The organism is Gordonia sp. SCSIO 19800 (assembly GCF_018132775.1).
Lineage (GTDB): Bacteria > Actinomycetota > Actinomycetes > Mycobacteriales > Mycobacteriaceae > Gordonia > Gordonia hongkongensis.
The window spans coordinates 68,169-84,058 of the sequence record NZ_JAGRQM010000007.1; the positions used below are offsets into that span (position 1 = coordinate 68,169).

17 protein-coding genes are annotated in these 15,890 nt (G+C 63.0%); 9 read left to right on the forward strand and 8 right to left on the reverse strand.

The annotated features are described in order from the left end of the window. Window positions 1-145: 145 nt before the first annotated feature. The 6 genes from KB201_RS10445 to KB201_RS10470 all read left to right on the forward strand — a co-directional run bounded on the left by KB201_RS10445 (window position 146) and on the right by KB201_RS10470 (window position 5,576). On the forward strand, window positions 146-1,099 hold the full coding sequence (locus KB201_RS10445) for an ABC transporter ATP-binding protein (protein ID WP_058253383.1): 954 nt from the start codon (window positions 146-148) through the stop codon (window positions 1,097-1,099). Continuing rightward, the gene (locus KB201_RS10450) at window positions 1,096-1,917 is read left to right on the forward strand and encodes an ABC transporter permease (protein WP_058253382.1); all 822 of its coding nucleotides are present in this window, start codon (window positions 1,096-1,098) and stop codon (window positions 1,915-1,917) included. Before KB201_RS10445 ends, KB201_RS10450 begins: the two co-directional genes overlap by 4 nt. Beyond that, window positions 1,899-3,068 carry a sensor histidine kinase gene (locus KB201_RS10455; RefSeq protein ID WP_211539224.1) on the forward strand — a complete coding sequence of 390 codons (1,170 nt, stop codon included), beginning with the start codon at window positions 1,899-1,901 and terminating at the stop codon, window positions 3,066-3,068. Before KB201_RS10450 ends, KB201_RS10455 begins: the two co-directional genes overlap by 19 nt. After that, window positions 3,065-3,685 (forward strand): DNA-binding response regulator, encoded by a 621-nt coding sequence (locus KB201_RS10460; RefSeq protein WP_058253380.1) that lies wholly within the window; start codon window positions 3,065-3,067, stop codon window positions 3,683-3,685. The genes KB201_RS10455 and KB201_RS10460 overlap by 4 nt, the downstream gene beginning before the upstream one ends. A gap of 142 nt (window positions 3,686-3,827) precedes the next feature. Beyond that, window positions 3,828-4,586 (forward strand): SDR family oxidoreductase, encoded by a 759-nt coding sequence (locus KB201_RS10465; protein ID WP_058253379.1) that lies wholly within the window; start codon window positions 3,828-3,830, stop codon window positions 4,584-4,586. 312 nt (window positions 4,587-4,898) lie between these two features. Further along, window positions 4,899-5,576, forward strand: a complete 678-nt coding sequence (locus KB201_RS10470) for a hypothetical protein (RefSeq protein WP_211539225.1) — start codon at window positions 4,899-4,901, stop codon at window positions 5,574-5,576. 90 nt (window positions 5,577-5,666) lie between these two features. Here the strand turns inward: KB201_RS10470 and arr are convergent, their stop codons facing one another. After that, entirely contained in the window at window positions 5,667-6,122 is a 456-nt protein-coding gene (gene arr / locus KB201_RS10475) for an NAD(+)--rifampin ADP-ribosyltransferase (protein ID WP_058253378.1), read from the reverse strand. Between the two features lie 281 nt (window positions 6,123-6,403). Here arr and KB201_RS10480 point away from each other — a divergent pair, with 281 nt between their 5' ends. After that, complete coding sequence (locus KB201_RS10480; protein WP_078111926.1) at window positions 6,404-6,589, forward strand: S4 domain-containing protein; 186 nt, start codon at window positions 6,404-6,406, stop codon at window positions 6,587-6,589. Between the two features lie 512 nt (window positions 6,590-7,101). Here KB201_RS10480 and KB201_RS10485 read toward each other — a convergent pair. The 7 genes from KB201_RS10485 to KB201_RS10515 form a co-directional block, all read right to left on the reverse strand. Beyond that, a complete protein-coding gene (locus KB201_RS10485; RefSeq protein ID WP_078111925.1) occupies window positions 7,102-8,088 on the reverse strand; it encodes an inorganic phosphate transporter in 987 nt (328 codons plus the stop codon). A 6-nt stretch (window positions 8,089-8,094) separates the two neighbouring features. Beyond that, a complete protein-coding gene (locus tag KB201_RS10490; protein ID WP_211539226.1) occupies window positions 8,095-8,712 on the reverse strand; it encodes a DUF47 domain-containing protein in 618 nt (205 codons plus the stop codon). 13 nt (window positions 8,713-8,725) lie between these two features. Beyond that, a complete protein-coding gene (locus KB201_RS10495) occupies window positions 8,726-10,249 on the reverse strand; it encodes a CotH kinase family protein (protein WP_211539227.1) in 1,524 nt (507 codons plus the stop codon). Beyond that, window positions 10,249-10,926, reverse strand: coding sequence for a DUF4956 domain-containing protein (locus KB201_RS10500; RefSeq protein WP_211539228.1), 678 nt, complete (start codon window positions 10,924-10,926; stop codon window positions 10,249-10,251). The genes KB201_RS10495 and KB201_RS10500 overlap by 1 nt, the downstream gene beginning before the upstream one ends. Before the next feature lie 98 nt (window positions 10,927-11,024). Then, a complete protein-coding gene (locus tag KB201_RS10505) occupies window positions 11,025-11,945 on the reverse strand; it encodes a polyphosphate polymerase domain-containing protein (RefSeq protein ID WP_058253424.1) in 921 nt (306 codons plus the stop codon). A gap of 240 nt (window positions 11,946-12,185) precedes the next feature. Beyond that, on the reverse strand, window positions 12,186-13,595 hold the full coding sequence (locus KB201_RS10510; protein WP_211539229.1) for a cell wall metabolism sensor histidine kinase WalK: 1,410 nt from the start codon (window positions 13,593-13,595) through the stop codon (window positions 12,186-12,188). A 56-nt stretch (window positions 13,596-13,651) separates the two neighbouring features. Continuing rightward, on the reverse strand, window positions 13,652-14,287 hold the full coding sequence (locus tag KB201_RS10515; RefSeq protein WP_307848062.1) for a response regulator transcription factor: 636 nt from the start codon (window positions 14,285-14,287) through the stop codon (window positions 13,652-13,654). Window positions 14,288-14,695: 408 nt separating this feature from the next. Here KB201_RS10515 and KB201_RS10520 point away from each other — a divergent pair, with 408 nt between their 5' ends. Next, window positions 14,696-15,139: an MspA family porin gene (locus KB201_RS10520; protein ID WP_249145323.1), complete on the forward strand. Its 444-nt coding sequence runs from the start codon at window positions 14,696-14,698 to the stop codon at window positions 15,137-15,139. A 28-nt stretch (window positions 15,140-15,167) separates the two neighbouring features. Beyond that, a complete protein-coding gene (locus KB201_RS10525; RefSeq protein WP_211539230.1) occupies window positions 15,168-15,821 on the forward strand; it encodes an MspA family porin in 654 nt (217 codons plus the stop codon). Window positions 15,822-15,890: the final 69 nt, after the last annotated feature.

Below are 15,890 nucleotides of genomic sequence, written 5' to 3' on the forward strand. Positions count from 1 at the left end.
CGACAGTGCACCCGATCAGCGAAAGCCCATGCGGAACGGCATGTCTTGGACATGACAGATGTCATGGCCCGACCATGACATCCATCGCGAAAGCTGATGATGCACAGCACTACCGACTCCATGTCTCCGGCGCAAAGGTGGAGGCATGAACGATTCGATACGGAACACCGTCATCAGCGCACGCGGCCTACGCCGTGTCTACGGCAGTGGCGCAACAGCATTCGAGGCCGTCCGTGGCATCGATCTCGACGTCGCGGAGGGGGAGGTGTTCGCTCTCCTCGGTACCAACGGGGCGGGCAAGACCTCGACCTTCGACCTTCTGGAAGGTCTCGTCGCACCGACGTCCGGCGAGGTCGAGGTCTTCGGACTCGACCCGCGGCGTGAACGGTCGAAGGTCCGGCCGCAGATCGGCGTGATGCTGCAGTCCGGCGGTCTTCCCGCCGATCTCACCGTCGCGGAGACCCTCGAGATGTGGCGCGGGACGTGCTCGCACCCGACGACGGTCGACGACGTGCTCTCGAAGGTCCGGCTCACGGACCGGGCCGACGTCCGCGTCGCCGCGCTCTCGGGCGGCGAGCGGCGACGGGTGGACCTCGCGTGTGCGTTGTTGGGCCGGCCCCGGCTCCTGTTTCTCGACGAGCCGACGACCGGCCTCGACCCCGAGAGCCGTCGCAGCACATGGCAACTGCTCGCCGATCTGAAGACGTCCGGTGTGACGATGGTTCTCACCACCCACTACCTCGACGAGGCAGAAGCCCTCGCAGACCGGATCGCGATCATGCACCGGGGCGAGATCGCCCGGCGCGGAACGCTTCGCGAGATCGTCGACCGGCATCCGGCCCGGATCGCCTTCGACCATCCCGGACTGGTGCTGCCGGAGTTCCGCGGCGCTCAGGTCGATGCGTCGGCGCGCGTGCAGGTTTCCACGCGCGACCTCCAGGGGCATCTCGACGAATTGCTCACCTGGGCACGCGTCAACGCGGTGCCGCTGGCCGGACTCGAAGCTCGGGCGGCCTCCCTGGAATCGGTTTTCCTCGACATCGCCGCGGGCGACGACGACCCGGCCGACCTCGCCCTCACGAACGGAGCAGCAGCATGACCACCGCAGACACCTTCCCGACCGCCCCGACGCGCAGGCGTCGACCCCTGACCGCGCTGTCGGTCGCGGAGTTCCGGCAGTTCATCCGCAACAAGACACTCGTCGTCATGGGGATCGTCTTTCCGATCGGCGTCCCGCTGGCCACCTTCTTCCTCACTCGTGGACAGTCGGGGACCACACCCCAGCTGACATTCACGACGCTCGAGACGTTCGCGCTGGTCGCCCTGCTCTTCGTGCAGTACTACTCGGTGCTGTCGATGATCACCACGCGGCGAGGCGAGGGCGTTCTGAAGCGTTTGCGCACCGGCGAGGCGGCGGACTGGCAGATCATGGCGGCACCGGCGGTACCCGGCGCGATCCTCACGGCGATCGGCACACTGATCGTGGCGGCGGTCATCTATGGGGCCGGCGCCCCGGCCCCGGTCAACCCCGTCCTCATCGTCGTCGCCCTCATCGCCGGCGTCGCATTGTTCTCCCTGCTCGCACTCGCGACGAGCGCCGTGACGCGCAACGCCGAAGCAGCGCAGATAACCTCGCTCCCGGTGATGGTCGTGGCGATGGTCGGACTCGCGTCGATCCGCGGGGTACTGCCCGAACGGTTCGGTGAGATCGCCGCCTGGACCCCGTTCGCCGCGATCTCCGATCTCATCTCGCTCGGAACCGTCGGACGTGGCGCGACCGTTGCGGAGTCTGTTCCCGCCGCCGACTTCGCGGGCACCTTCGGCGAGATCGGCCAGCCTCTTGCGACACTGGTGGCATGGACCGTTCTGGCGCTCGCACTGACCGCGCGGAGCTTCCGGTGGGACGATCGCGGCTGAGCCGGACAACCGACTGGTGGCGCGCCCAGTCCGATACGCAGCGCTACCGGCTCTACACCCAGGTGACACTCCAGCTGGTCGTCGTCGGTGTGGCGGTGGCGGTGAGTGTCCCGGCGCCAGCCGTGTGGGGGATGATCGGGACGTGGGTCGCCGGATTCGCCGCCGTGCTCGCTCTCGAGTCCCAAGCGGATTTCGCGATCTGGTCACCGATGCGGGCACGACGGCGGCTGTTCGGCGTCGCAGTCGGTCTGATGGTCGGGGTCTGGATCGTCTACGCGGTCCTCGCCCGGGTACTCACCGGACACAGTGATCTCGAGACCGCGCGGCCCGTCGGCGTGTACACCGCCCTTCTCGCGGGCATGGCGGTACTGCCTTTCCTCCGGCACCGGTGGTGGCTTCTGGTCGCGATCGCCATCGCGACCGGGATCGCCTATTCGGGTTCACCACGTGGGGTGCTGGGGATCACCGCGGTGGTGGCTGCGACGGGTACGCTCCTGATGGTCACGACGCTGCTGACCCGGTGGGGCCTTCAGGTCATCGACGATCTGGAGAGAGCCAAGGCGGTGGAAGCCCGGCTTCGGGTGGCGGAGGAGAGATTACGTTTCTCTCGCGACCTGCACGACGTGGTCGGCCGGGGATTCTCGGCGATCGCGGTCAAGAGCGAACTGGCCGGGACCCTGTTGCGGGCGCGGTCGACCGACAAGGCAGAAGTGGAGATCGACGAGATCAAGGTGCTCGCCGTGCAATCCATGGAACAGATGCGAGCACTGGTCCGCGGCTACCGCGACATCGACCTGGTCGGCGAGGTCGCGGGAACACGGTCCCTGCTGTCGGCGGCGGGATGCGATCTCGTGGTCGAGGGCGATCCGGCGCAGGTGCCCGACCGGTTCCACGAGGTCGCCGCATGGGTGGTCCGCGAGGGGACGACAAACATCGTCAAACACTCCTCGGCGTCGTCGGCGTGGCTCACCCTCGGCCCCGCGGGCATGTCGCTGCGGAATGACGGTGTGGCTGTGCATGACTCGTCGACAGACGGACCACGCTCGGGGCTACTGGGACTCGCCGAACGTCTCGAGATGGTCGGTGCGAGCCTGCACACCAGCCGGGCAGACGGTGTGTTCACACTACAGATTCGCTGGGAGCCAACATGATTCCTGTCCTGCTAGCCGACGACGAGACCTTGGTGCGGACCGCGATGGCCACCATGCTCGACCTCGAAGACGACATCGAGGTCGTCGCCCATGTCGATTCGGGTGAGCAGCTCGTCGCGCTCTGGCGTGCCCGGCGCGACACCGGCGAACCGACCGCGGTCGCGGTGATCGATCTGCAGATGTCAGGCATGGACGGTATCGACACCGCCATCGAACTCCTCGAACTCACCCCTGATGCCGGAACACTCATCGTCACCAGTCACGGTCGGCCCGGCTATCTGAAGCGAGCGCTGACCGCAGGCGTACGTGGCTTCCTGCCCAAGACCACCCCGGCCGCCACGCTGGCGCAGGTGATCGCGACCGTGCACTCCGGCGGACGCTACATCGACCCAGAGCTCGCCACCGAAGCCATCAGCACCGGTGACTCGCTGCTGACCGCCCGCGAGGCCGACGTCCTGGAATTCGCTCTCGACGGTGCGTCGGTCGAGGAGATCGCCCGCCGGGCACACCTGACCGCGGGCACGACGCGCAACTACCTGTCGTCGGCGGTGTCGAAGCTGAATGCGTCCAACCGGTACGAGGCCGCGATCAAAGCCCGCGACCTGGGCTGGATCTGAGCGTTCGCCGAACCGGGGCAGCCAGAAGACGGTCTGCGCCGGGGCTTCGCGATTCGGCACCAGACGGCCGGCCGCTGATCGAGAATCGACGCGAGGCGACCGCCGCCTTCCTGGAGAAACGAGCACCGAGGTACCGACGACGATGACTTCTGACCTGTTCGATGTGAGTGGTAAGACCGTGCTGGTGACCGGCGGGACGTCGGGTATCGGGGCGATGATCGCCCACGGACTGCACGACCGCGGGGCACGGGTCCTCATCACCGGTCGCAATGACGACGCGCTGGCCGAGGCGCGCGCCGCGGGACTGACTGCGTTACAGGCGAATCTGTCGACGCCCGAGGGTGCACGAACCCTCGCGCAGCAGGTGGCGTCGGAGACCGACACCCTCGACGTCCTGGTGAACAACGCCGGCGCGACCTGGGGTGCGCCCCTCGAGGAGTTCCCGGACTCCGCCTGGGACCGGGTGCTGAAGCTCAACGTCCAGACGCCGTTCGTGCTCACGCAGACGCTGCTGCCGTTGCTGACCGGTTCTGCGACTGCCGAGAATCCGTCGCGGGTCATCATGATCGGCAGCGTCGACGGGATCCGGGTGCCGCGCACCGCGTCGTACTCCTACTCGTCGAGCAAGGCGGCCGTCCATCAGCTGACACGGCATCTCGCGCGGGACCTCGGACCGCGTCACGTCACCGTGAACGCCATTGCGCCAGGGCCTTTCGAGTCCAAGATGATGGCACCGATCCTGGCCGAGCTGGGCGAAGAAGTCGCGGCAGCATCGCCGTTGGGCCGTATCGGTCGAGCCGACGACATTATCGGCACGGTCGTGTACCTCGCCAGCCGCGCCGGCTGTTACCTCACCGGTGCCGTCATTCCGGTCGACGGTGGGATTGCGACGACGCTCTGAGTCCATGAGTCCAATTGACGGAATACGGCACACAGTCAACGAAATTCGATGCACAGTCAATGGGATTCGGCGCACAGTCACTGGGTGGTGCGGAATAGGCAGATAGCCGGGAGTTCCGGATTTAAAAGCGAACATGCGACACGGTCCACTGATGCACTGTGCGTGCAGGTCAAGTTCGCTGTGTAAAGCTGTTCCTCATTCAGATGCCTTTAATCGCGCTGGTATCTGATTGATCCCTTTGTTAGCTTGCGGGAGTTCGATGGACCCGAACGACAAAGGAGGAAAGAACCAGTGCGAAGGAATCTCATTCGTGTGACGACGGCTGCCGCGACCCTCGGGGTCGCGGCTCTGATCGCTCCCGCGGTGGCAACCGCAGCCCCCGTATCGGAGGCGAACTGTGCCACGGTCTCCACTCCGGCCAATCCGGCGGGGTGGGGCAACACGTTCGGTGACGAGCGCGGCCAGGCGGGCAAGGTGACGGCGACCAATGTTGTCGATCAGGACGGGTCTCTCGAGTTCGTGACGACAGAGCAGACACCGCGCCAGGCGTCGTACAAGAGCGCCGGGCCGCTCAAGCTGACGGACGCCATCACGAAGCCGCTCACGTTCAACAAGTCCGACGGGCAGGCGAACTGGCAACTCCGCGTGACCGGGGCCAACACCGGTGAGAGCAATGGATTTGCGACGCTCGTCTGGACCGCGCCGGCTGGTGCGGGCAAGGCGGATGCCGGCGGATCTGACCAGTGGTGGTCCACCCGAGATCTCGGCACGATCAAGAGAGGCACCAACGCCACGCTGGATGATCTGGTGAAGGCCGCCAATTCAGAGGGCCATACCACCGTGGTCGACCACTACGGAATCTCCAGTCAGCCCAACGAAAAGACCGGCAAGGTCAATGTCGACAACGTCTCGTTCAACGGCTGCACCACCAACTTCGCCGCATCGGGTGCCGGCGGAGCCTTCGGATCGCTGGAGAACATCTTTCCCTGATCCGTGAGTTCGACTCTGCAGCAGGCGCTCCGCGGCCGGTGACCGGTCGCGGAGCGCCGCCGTCACGGCGAGAATGTCGTGACGGCCGGGCTAGTCGTACAGAACCGCTTCGCCCCGCTGGCGGAGTGCTTCCAATCCTGCGCGGAACTGTCGGAGGTATTCCGGCGAGTGTCCCACCCAGTCGGTCATCTCGCCGACGACCCGGACCGGTCGGGCGCTCCGGTAGGAGTGGGTGGGGTTGCCGGTAAACTTCTTGTCGGTGACGTTCGGATCGTCGTGTACGTCGTCCTGCGGTTCCACGATGTAGACCCGGGGGCGCCCGTCACCCACCGCCATCTCGGCCGCGAGCACCGCGCCGTCGAGCACCTTCGTCATGTAGACGTAGTTGGAGATGTGCTCCGGACGGTAGTTCGAGCGATGCCCGGGTGTCAGGAAGTCGCCCACCCGGAGGTCCGCCTTGGTGCCGTGGAAGAAGTTCCCGGACTCGTGAACTCGAAATCGTTCCGGCGTGTCCGTCCTGTGTGAATCGTTCGCACCGTTTGCCATAGATCGCCTCCCGCGCGTCGGTCGTCGAGCGATTGTGCACGGGCAGCGGGGTCTTGCCGCAAGCCCCTGCCGCCGAGTTATGGTGGAAGTGGCGGGGTTCGGGGGCGGACGGCGGATGGGTTGCGGGGACAATCGGTCGGCCGGCTGAAGTCAGCGGCGTCCACCCGCCACGGCGCTGGTGATGGCCATTCGCAGTTGTTGTCATCCCACGTTCACGTACTGGACGGCATCACGTTCCTGCGGGACATCTCCAGGTCGCGTGAGAGGCAGATAGTGGGGGAATGGATGAACTGTCGCCGGTGCCGCACTCTCTTGTAGAGCGTGGTCTCGCAAGGAGCGTCGCGGAGGCGTCGGCACTTGTGATGGAAGGCCTCGTGAGCTGCAACGGCCTGCCGGTGCTGCGCCCGCACAGGATGGTCGGTGTCGCCGACGAAGTATCAGTGGACCGCACACGGGTCGACGGATGAGTCGAGCTCGCACGCGACCTCCGGGTTGAGTTGACGACGTCGACCCGCAGGTTTCGGTCACATGGTGCGGCCCTGCCGCCGACTCCGCAACCACTCGCCGGAACTCCCCCTTCGAACAGGGCGGCGGCCCCGTTGCCACTTGTCTGCAACGGGGCCGCCTCTTCACCGACAGAGTCGGTGGTCGCTCAGCTCACTGCCAGATCCAGATCCAGCGTCGCTGACGTTGGTCGTATCGCCGGACCCGACGACGTCGCTGGTTGGGATTGTTCTGGTTCCGATTGCGATTCGCCACTGGAATCTCCTTGTCGCTCACTCCGGGTTACTGCCTTACAAGAACAACTATGCGCCGCAGACCTTGTCGGTAGTTCACACGAACCTGTCGGGTACCTGGACGTATCAGCTCGCACTCGCGAGACCCGAACGTCTCTGCCACCCACTCTTGCCCGTGAGCCGTCAACGGGCTGGACATGGCGTCTGTCATGTGTCCAGCTCGAGATGGTGACGGGCGAGTCTTACGTGAATACTGTTGCAGCCCAGTATGTGCCGGCCCCCAGGACGGCGGCAGCAGGAAATGTTGTGACCCAGGCAGTCGCCATGTTTCCCGCGACGGCCCAGCGCACGGCGCTTGTACGCTTGGTTGATCCAGCACCCATGATCGCTGACGAGATGACGTGAGTGGTGGAGATAGGTGCGCCCATTCCGGCGGAGGCGACATACAGAACGGATGCGGCGGTTGATTCGGCGGCGAATCCCTGCGGCGGGTCGAGTTCGATGATCTTGCGACCCAGGGTGCGCATGATCCGCATGCCCCCGGTCGCCGTTCCCACCGCCAGTACAGCAGCGGTGAGCAGGAAACACCACAGGGGGATGGAGTAGTCGTCCTGATATCCTGCGACCACAAGAGCCAGCACGACAATCCCCATCGTCTTGGCCGCGTCCTGCATGCCATGACCGAATGCCATCATCGCTGCCGAGAATGTTTGTGCCCGACGGAAATTCCGGCTGGTCTGCGAGGGTGATCGCTTGCGGAACGCCCACATGATCGTGAGCATTGCGGCGGCCCCGAGAAGGAACCCGACGATCGGTGAGATCACCATCGGCAGGACGATCTTGTGGAGCACTCCGCCCCATAGCACGTTCATTCCGCCGGCGAGGGCAGCGCCGACCATCCCGCCGAACAGTGCGTGCGAGGAAGACGACGGTAGGGCCAGCCACCAGGTGATCAGATTCCAGGTGATGGCACCCACGAGCGCGGCACCTACGAGGATGAGTGCTTCGGCACTCACATCCAGTTCGATGATTCCCGAACCCACCGTGCTGGCGACTTTGGCGCCGAAGAACGAACCGGCCAGATTGCCCACCGCGGCCGTGGCCAGTGCCGAGCGGAGGGTAAGCGCCCGGGTGGACACCGAAGTCGCTATCGCGTTCGCCGAATCGTGGAAGCCGTTCGTGAAGGTGAAGATCATCGCCAGGACGATCACGACGAGCAGCGCGAACACCTCAGGTCACGACTCTTTCAACACTATGGCCTCGACGACGTGTGAGATCTTCTCGAAAGAGTCGGCGGCGTCTTCGAACTCGTCAGCGACGTCTTTGAGCTTCATGACCGTCAGGGCATCGAGATGGCCGTCGAAGAGATGGGCCAAGAAAGTGCGGTAGGTGTGGTCAGCCCGATTCTCGAGTTCGTTGATCTCGATCCAGTACTTCTCGAGATCGTTCAGCCTCGCCAGGCGAGGCATCGCTTCGGCAGTGACCGCCGCGCATGTGTCGAGGTTGACGATCATTTCCTGCAGGTGCCGCGGTAGCTCGGACACCCCGTAGAGGACCATGAGGTGGGTCGCGGCCTCCATGTGGTCCATGACGTCGTCGAGGCATGAGCCCAGTAAATAGATGTCCGAGCGGTCGAACGGAGTGATGAAGCTCGAGTTCAGAGTGCGGAACAGTTCGTGGGTGATGCGGTCGCAGTCGTGCTCGAGTTCGACCATGAGACGTGCCGTCTGGGTGACATCGGGCTCTGGCGCGAGTAGTTGAGTGAGGGTCTTCGTCCCGCTGGCCAAGCATTGTGCCGACGAGTTGAACAGGTCGTAGAAGAGATCGTTCTTGGGTTTGAAACGAGAGAACACGGCGCCTCCTCTCCTAGGTCTGGCGGAACTCTCTGAGACTGGTGGTGCGCTGATCGACCCAGGACCTCATCGAATCGACGCTGTCTTGCAGGGATTCTGCTGTGAGCTCATCCGACGTGGGGATGGTGCCGGCCAACTGATCGAGGATCCGCAGTGCTGTTCCGTTGCTGTAGATCTGTTCGTACAGCTCCCAGTAGTTCTCTTCGTAGAGATGCGTATAGGCGTCGGACTCGAGGAAACGCTCTTTGAGCTGATTGCCCGTTCTCTGCGGATTGCCGCCGCGCATATTCTTTGCCCGATCGTCCTCATTCTGGGGGTCGATCGCGGGTTCAGCACCGTCTACTGCTTGGTCACCTGCCTGGACGTCGGGTTTTCTGCCGGAACCCATGGAAACGGTCTCGTTCGGTCCGACGGTGGAATCGCCGTTCATGGCCAGATTGAGATCCCATGACACCACCGAGAATTTCTTGGTGTCGAGGTCGTACCAGAGGTAGTAGTTCTGGCCTGGTCCACTCATGTCGTCAGCATTGACCAGCAGATTTTGTGTCGCCAGATACCTCGCTAATGACTTGATATCGACGTGATCGGCGAGATGGGTGTCGAATTCACTCTCGTTGGCGGAATCCAGCCATTTGAGAAAATTGATGAGCGGCTGGAGGTTACCGCTATCGACTGCGTTGATCTGTTTGAATTGGTCGGCGTACGCGGACTGGTCATCGCCCCGGTATTCCAATCGCGAGGATGCGTCTGCCTTGTAGAGGTAACCATCCGAGTCGAACAATGAGTTGGCGTAGGTGTCGTCGGGATGCTCGAGTACCAGACGCGTCGCCGAGGGACTGTCATTCACCGAATAGACCGTGTACGCATAGCGCTGGGACGGCTGATTCGTCTCGGCGGTCAGTGACAACGCCATCGACTCGTTCAGTACCGGAGAACCAGGACGTACCGACAACTCGGTCATCCCCTGGTAGGCCCTGCCGTCAGCGTTCTCATCGAAACTGATGAGCAACGGCAATGACGTTGGGTCATCGGCGGACGCCTGTGCAATGTCTCCCATTCCGGGCGGGCCTTGTCCGCCTTCGAACTCCGCAGGCACGTCATCGCGCTCAGGCGCCATCTTTCCGAAGTCGCCCCCCCGTACTCCCATCAGGGTGGAATTGCCTTTCAGACGGACTGAGACATCAGCGATCTCTGTCCCGTCGATGACCACATCGGCGGTGATCCACTTCTTGTCGCCACTCTTGCGAAACGAGGAGATCATGTCGTTGTACTCGGCATCGCTCATCTCGACCGAAAGCTCATGTGTTACCGAGTCGTCGAACAAGTTGACAGTACCGCTGATGTTGTCGGTGATCTCCGATGCGATCACATCGGTTTCGCCGGTGATGTACGGACGGACGGACGTGGTACCGAACACGGTGGCCACGATCACCACGAAAAGCACGAAGGCCGCGGGCAACTTCCAGTGCTGGCGCACCGATTTGGGAATGCGGTGTCGCCACCGTCGTCGAGGCGGCACCGCGGTCGGGCCGGTCATCAGAGATCAGTCTGGTCGTAACCGGTGAGGACGGTCACGCGCTGGCCGGTGTTGACCGCGCTCAGCTCCGCGATCAACTGGCCCGAGGAGACCCCCTTCTTGAGCACGGCGGTGTAGTACAACTCGGTCAACGCCCCGGCACGCACTGATTCAGTGGACACCAGCTCGTACTCGCTGCAGTGCTTGATGAGGACGTCCTCCACCCGGGAGGTGTACTCGGGCTCTGGCGGGACCTGCACCTTGACGACTTGCCTGCTGACGTCGAGCTTGAACCAATTGAATTTGTTCATGATCAGCAATACGAGACAGATTGCGACGGTGGCGGCTATTGCGAGCACATAGAACCGGGTGCCCGTCGTCATGCCGATCGCCATCACGAGGAAGATGAACCCGACATCGCGGGTTTCTTTGATGGCGTTGCGGAATCGAATCACCGAAAGGGCGCCGACCAAAGCAAAGGCGCGTGCGATGTTCGAACCGACCACCAACATGATCAGGGCGATGATCATGCCGCACAGCACGAGAGTCTGAACGTAGGACTGACTGTAGGAGACATTCTTGTGGGTGTAGCGGTAGACCCACGCGATGATGGACGACAATACAAAGGACAACGACAACGACACGATGATGTCAAAAGCCGTGAAGGTGCCGCTCAGATCTTGGAAATCAAGGTTCATGAATAATCCTGCTATCTATCTCGGGGGAAGAGATCACACAACGTTGCATGGCAAGCGAGAGAAGGCCGACGTCGATTGTGGATGCACACGTTGTCCAATCAACTCGCCAGGGTCGACTTGGTGGTCGCGGAGTCGAACAGGCCGACCGGCACGCGTGTGTCGGCTCCCTCGGGAAGGACCAATTCGGGCGCGCCCATACGGGACCGGGGCGCGAGACCGAAAGCCTCGACCGACTGACAGTATTTCGAGATGCGGATGACAGACATGTCCAGCCTGGCCGTGAGATCGGTCGCCCAATAGGGCACGCGTTCGTTCGCCTTCAGCTCGACGATCGCCAGCTTGGGCGGGATGATGAAACGATTCTGCGCGCGGGAGGCGAAGTGAAAGTCGCGGTCGCGGCCGTGAACCTTGTGATCGATCGTCACACGCAGACCAAGATCAGCATCACGTCCGACAAACGCCTCCCGTAAGTAGCCGGTCGTCACGATAGGACGGAGGTCCAGGTTGCCGATCAAACCGGACACCTCATTGACGAAGGGGAGCTGCGAGTTGTCACACTCGATCTCTTCGCGGCCGTTGAGCCACCGTTGCGCGAGTCCGTACGGCATCGCGGTGCGCCGTTTCTGAGTGACTCGATTGACGCGCTGCTTTATCTCGACATGGACTGATGTGTCATCGGTACAGTCCGCCGGGTCGCCGTACAGGCGCACGCGCACCTTGCGCCTGAACTTCAGTCCCTCGATCTTCTCCCAGTAGAACCGCAGGTCGGACGTGTCGTAGTACAGAGAGGTCACCGGATAGCCGCCGTGGGGAGAGAATGGGTCGCTGTCCATGCGGGCTGCCAGCTCGCGCCGCAGCGTCGGCACGTTCATCTCATCGACGAAGTATTTGATTTCGTAGCGGTTGAACGCATGTAGTTTGCTCGCGGTCTGTTCATAGCCGGTCGGTTCGGTCGGTGCGTCCTCTGCTTCATCCCGCTCTGCCCGGGATCGTCTACCCAGCCTGTCGAACACGCCCACGTTTGCACTTGCCCTTCCATTCCATCGCCCACCGAGAGGTGTGCACGCAAAATCTCTTCACACGTCACACGCGTTCACCTTCGGGTGCGGCGGACCGTTCCTGCCGACCAGCTGGTCGTGAATCGGTCTGCCTTGCATCCCGAGGGATGTGCCAGTTGTGTGCAGATGAACAGCACATGACTGCAACGAGTACAACGGAGAAATGTTCGGTGACCGTGTGGCGAGCCTTGGAGTTTGCTGTCAGCCGTAGGGAAGGACGACGCGGAACGTCGAGCCGCGGTCTGTGTCGAGCAGCTCGATGTAGCCGCCGTGGGCGGCGAGGATGGCGGTGACGATGGACAGGCCCAGACCGGACCCGGCGGCGCGTTCTCGTGACTCGTCCGCGCGGTAGAACCGCTCGAACACATGGGACGATTTTTCCACCGGGATGCCGGGACCGTTGTCGCACACGTAAACGGTCACGCTGCCACCGCCGCTGTCCTCGGCGCCGGCGTGGGCCCTGACCGGCGTGTCGAGGAAACCGTCGGCTTGCTCAGACTCCACAACTACGACATTGACCGCGTCATCGGTATGGACCAGTGCGTTTCCGATGAGGTTGCTGAACACCCTCCGCATGGCAACCTCGTCGCCACGAATCACCAGCGGCGTCTCGGCACCTTCGATCGTGAGGTGCCGAGCGGGGGCCGCGAACCCGGCCTCCTCGACCGCATCGCGTACGACTTGCCCGAGGTCCACATCGCGAACACTGAGAGCGGGTCGCTCGTCGTACTCGGCGAGCTCGATGAGGTCGTCGACGAGCTTGCTCATTCGCACCGCTGCAGCCTCGATGTGTGCAACGATCTCGTTGCGTGTCGAATCGTCGCGAGCGCCGTGCCGATAGAGTTCTGCATATCCGCGAATCGCCGTGAGCGGTGTCCGGAGATCGTGCGAGGCGTCGGCGATGAAGGTCCTCATCCGTTGTTCGGAGCCTGCGAGTCTGCTCATGACCTCCGCCAGACGATCCAGCATGGTGTTGAAAGCGGACCCGAGTCGAGCGATCTCCGTGTGCTCATCGACAGAGACCCGACGTTCCAGATCGCCATCGGCTATGGAGGTTGCTGCGAGTTCGATGCCTTTGAGCGGTCGGAGTCCGATCCGGACCACCAGCGCGGCAATGAGTGTCATCCCCGAGAGGAGAGCGGCTCCGACGATAAGCTCGATCGAACGAAGCCGCCCGACGGTGTCATCGACGGTCTCCAGCGAGATCGCCACGGCCCCGGTCTCGGGCGGGCCCGCGGCCGTCGATGCCGCACGCACGAATGTGCGTACTCGCCACTGCACATCGGATTGCTCGTCACCAACCGTGAATGTCCCCGGTCCTCGGGCGAGGACTGTATCGACGCTCATGTCCGGCAGGCGAGGGTAGGTACTCCGCCCCACGGGCGCACCAAGACGACTCACCGGTCTGCCATGAGTGTCGAAGTACATGAGCCGGAACTCCGAGGGGGCCTGATCGACGTCCGGCAACGGGCTCGGCGGTGGTTGTTCGGAACCACTGATGTCGTTGGCTATCACCTCGAGCTGACCGTCGAGCCGATCATCCTGCAGGCGCTGGAGGACCAGGGTGTTGATCACCCCGAAGATCACGAATCCGGTTGCGGCGACCGCCATCAGGGCAATGACCAACCTGGCGCTGAGGCTCCACTTGACCGGTTTGGGAAGGAATCTCACGACCGGCTGGGGACCGTTCGCAGCGTGTATCCGATCCCTCGGACGGTATGGATCAGTGGTGGACGATGGTCATCGATCTTTCGTCGGAGTTGGCTGACGAAGGTCTGTACCACTCGCTCGTTCTGTCCCTCGCCGTATCCCCACACGTACTCGAAGATCTGGGACTTGCTCATCACCTTTTCCGCATTCCGCGCCAGGTAGTCAAGAACACTGAATTCGGTTGCCGAGAGCCATATCTCATCTCCAGCACGAAACACACGGTGAGCGTCGAGGTCGATCTCGAGATCGTGATAGACCAGTCGCGCTCTAGACGTCACCTCACCTCGCGTACGCCGCAGGATCGCTCGTATGCGCAGGACGATTTCGACGATACTGAAAGGTTTGACGACGAAGTCGTCACCACCGGATTCGAGTCCGTCGATGCGATCCTGCTGTGCACCCCGAGCTGTCAGGAACAAGATCGGGACGTCGCTACCTCCGGAACGCAGTGCCCTCGCCACCTCGAAACCGTCGATGTCGGGCAATCTCACGTCCAGCACTATGAGATCCGGGACCGCGCTCAAGGCGACGCCGAGTGCAGCTCTGCCGTCGCCCGCCTCGATCACCTGGAAGCCGCTCATCCGAAGCGACATGCACAGCAGGTTGCGGATGGATTCTTCATCATCGACCACGAGCACCGTGGGCAGCGGTTGAGCGAGATTCTGACGCACGTGCCGAGCGTAAACGGTCGTAGCGTGCGATTCCGGTTGCTGCCAGCCAGTATGCCGTTTGCACAGCGAACTCGCAGATTCACCATCAGTTCACCAGATGTTCGCCTGGTGTCGTGGTTGCGTCATCACATCTGCGGCGCAAGCCCACGACGAAGGAATTCTGCATTGGTCGACGATCGATCAAACCTCATGCTCTGCTGGAAACCTCTGGTGTCGACGGTGGTCATGGCAATGGCTGTGACCAGCTTGCTGACGGTTGCCCGACCGGCATCTGCAAGCGCCGACACGACGGTCTCCCTACCCGGTGGCCAGCGGACGGAGAACGGCTACATGATCCAGAGGAGCGGCGAGCGCGCAGTGATCTCGCCGGCCCTCAACGCCAATGGCACCGGAAGGACCGCCTGGGTCAGCGGAAAGGTGTCGGCGACGTCGCCCAACGGCGTCCCGGCCGAACTGGAAGTCGGATACCTCGTCGGTTGTCAGGTCGACATCTCCGGCTTGGAGGGGAGTCTTGGCGGCGAGTTGACGCTGGACTCGTCAGCGCTGTCTGCGGGCCTGTCGATTCCGTTGAAAGCCGGCGAGGTGAAGTACAGCCGGGTCACCGACATCGACCTTGTCGACGGCAGGGCCTCTATTCGCTACGCGAGCCAGGGCCTGGAGATCACCGGATGTGGGGGCTACGCCCAAGCACGTTCGGTGACGAAAGTCGAAACCGACGAGGGAGCCCATCGCTACGTCGGCTGGCTCTACGGACGTCCGTTCAGTCTCGGCTGATCCGCCACACTTACGTAAAGGCCCACCATTGCACCCCATCATCAAGCGATCACTGACCATCCCGGTCGCCGGAGCCGTTGTCGCAGCGGGAACGGCGTTGAGTCACTCGCCGGCCAACGCCGACACCCAGGTGAACCTACCCCGCGTTCAAGCGGTCGACCGACTCTCCGACGGCAGCACCATCACTGTCACCGCCGATGACCGTGCTCGGATCTCACCCTCGATGGGCGCCACACCTCTGCACCGCAACGTCTGGGTTTCCGGCACCGTCCGTGTCGAGGGCAGCAATACCATGACAAACGGACGGTTGGAGGCCGGCTACATCATCGGCTGCCAGGTGGCGCTCGGCGCAAGCACCGACGCCAAGAGCACCTCGGAGGCCGGCGACAGCACCGTCGAGATCGGGGCGTCGGCCGGTGGCGACATCACTCTGGGTCCGGGAGACGTTGAACGCCAACCGATCCTGACGTTCAGTCAGAAGGATGAGAACGGTGACACCGAGCAGGTCGGCTACTACACCTTCAACGGCCACTCGGCGAGCCTCACCTTCACCGATAAGACGTTCGGCCTGACCGGTTGCGCCGGTTACGCGCAGGCCCGCCTGTATGTCAACGTGACTGCCTACGAGAAGGGTTCGAAAACCAAGACGACTCTGTACGGCAAACCCTTCAGCATCGGTTGAAGCCCGGGCCGGCGGTCGGCATCGAGAGGTCGACAACGCCACTGGCGTTCCGGAACGTGGTCGCAACAG

Excerpts from the sequence above, each read along its gene's own strand:
- KB201_RS10480 (WP_078111926.1), top strand. The coding sequence starts at position 6,404 with ATGGATGAACTGTCGCCGGTGCCGCACTCTCTTGTAGAGCGTGGTCTC.
- KB201_RS10520 (WP_249145323.1), top strand. The coding sequence starts at position 14,696 with ATGATCCAGAGGAGCGGCGAGCGCGCAGTGATCTCGCCGGCCCTCAAC.
- KB201_RS10515 (WP_307848062.1), bottom strand. The coding sequence starts at position 14,287 with ATGTCGCTTCGGATGAGCGGCTTCCAGGTGATCGAGGCGGGCGACGGC.
- KB201_RS10495 (WP_211539227.1), bottom strand. The coding sequence starts at position 10,249 with ATGACCGGCCCGACCGCGGTGCCGCCTCGACGACGGTGGCGACACCGC.
- KB201_RS10450 (WP_058253382.1), top strand. The coding sequence starts at position 1,096 with ATGACCACCGCAGACACCTTCCCGACCGCCCCGACGCGCAGGCGTCGA.
- KB201_RS10500 (WP_211539228.1), bottom strand. The coding sequence starts at position 10,926 with ATGAACCTTGATTTCCAAGATCTGAGCGGCACCTTCACGGCTTTTGAC.
- KB201_RS10510 (WP_211539229.1), bottom strand. The coding sequence starts at position 13,595 with ATGGCGGTCGCCGCAACCGGATTCGTGATCTTCGGGGTGATCAACACC.
- KB201_RS10460 (WP_058253380.1), top strand. The coding sequence starts at position 3,065 with ATGATTCCTGTCCTGCTAGCCGACGACGAGACCTTGGTGCGGACCGCG.
- KB201_RS10465 (WP_058253379.1), top strand. The coding sequence starts at position 3,828 with ATGACTTCTGACCTGTTCGATGTGAGTGGTAAGACCGTGCTGGTGACC.
- arr (WP_058253378.1), bottom strand. The coding sequence starts at position 6,122 with ATGGCAAACGGTGCGAACGATTCACACAGGACGGACACGCCGGAACGA.
- KB201_RS10445 (WP_058253383.1), top strand. The coding sequence starts at position 146 with ATGAACGATTCGATACGGAACACCGTCATCAGCGCACGCGGCCTACGC.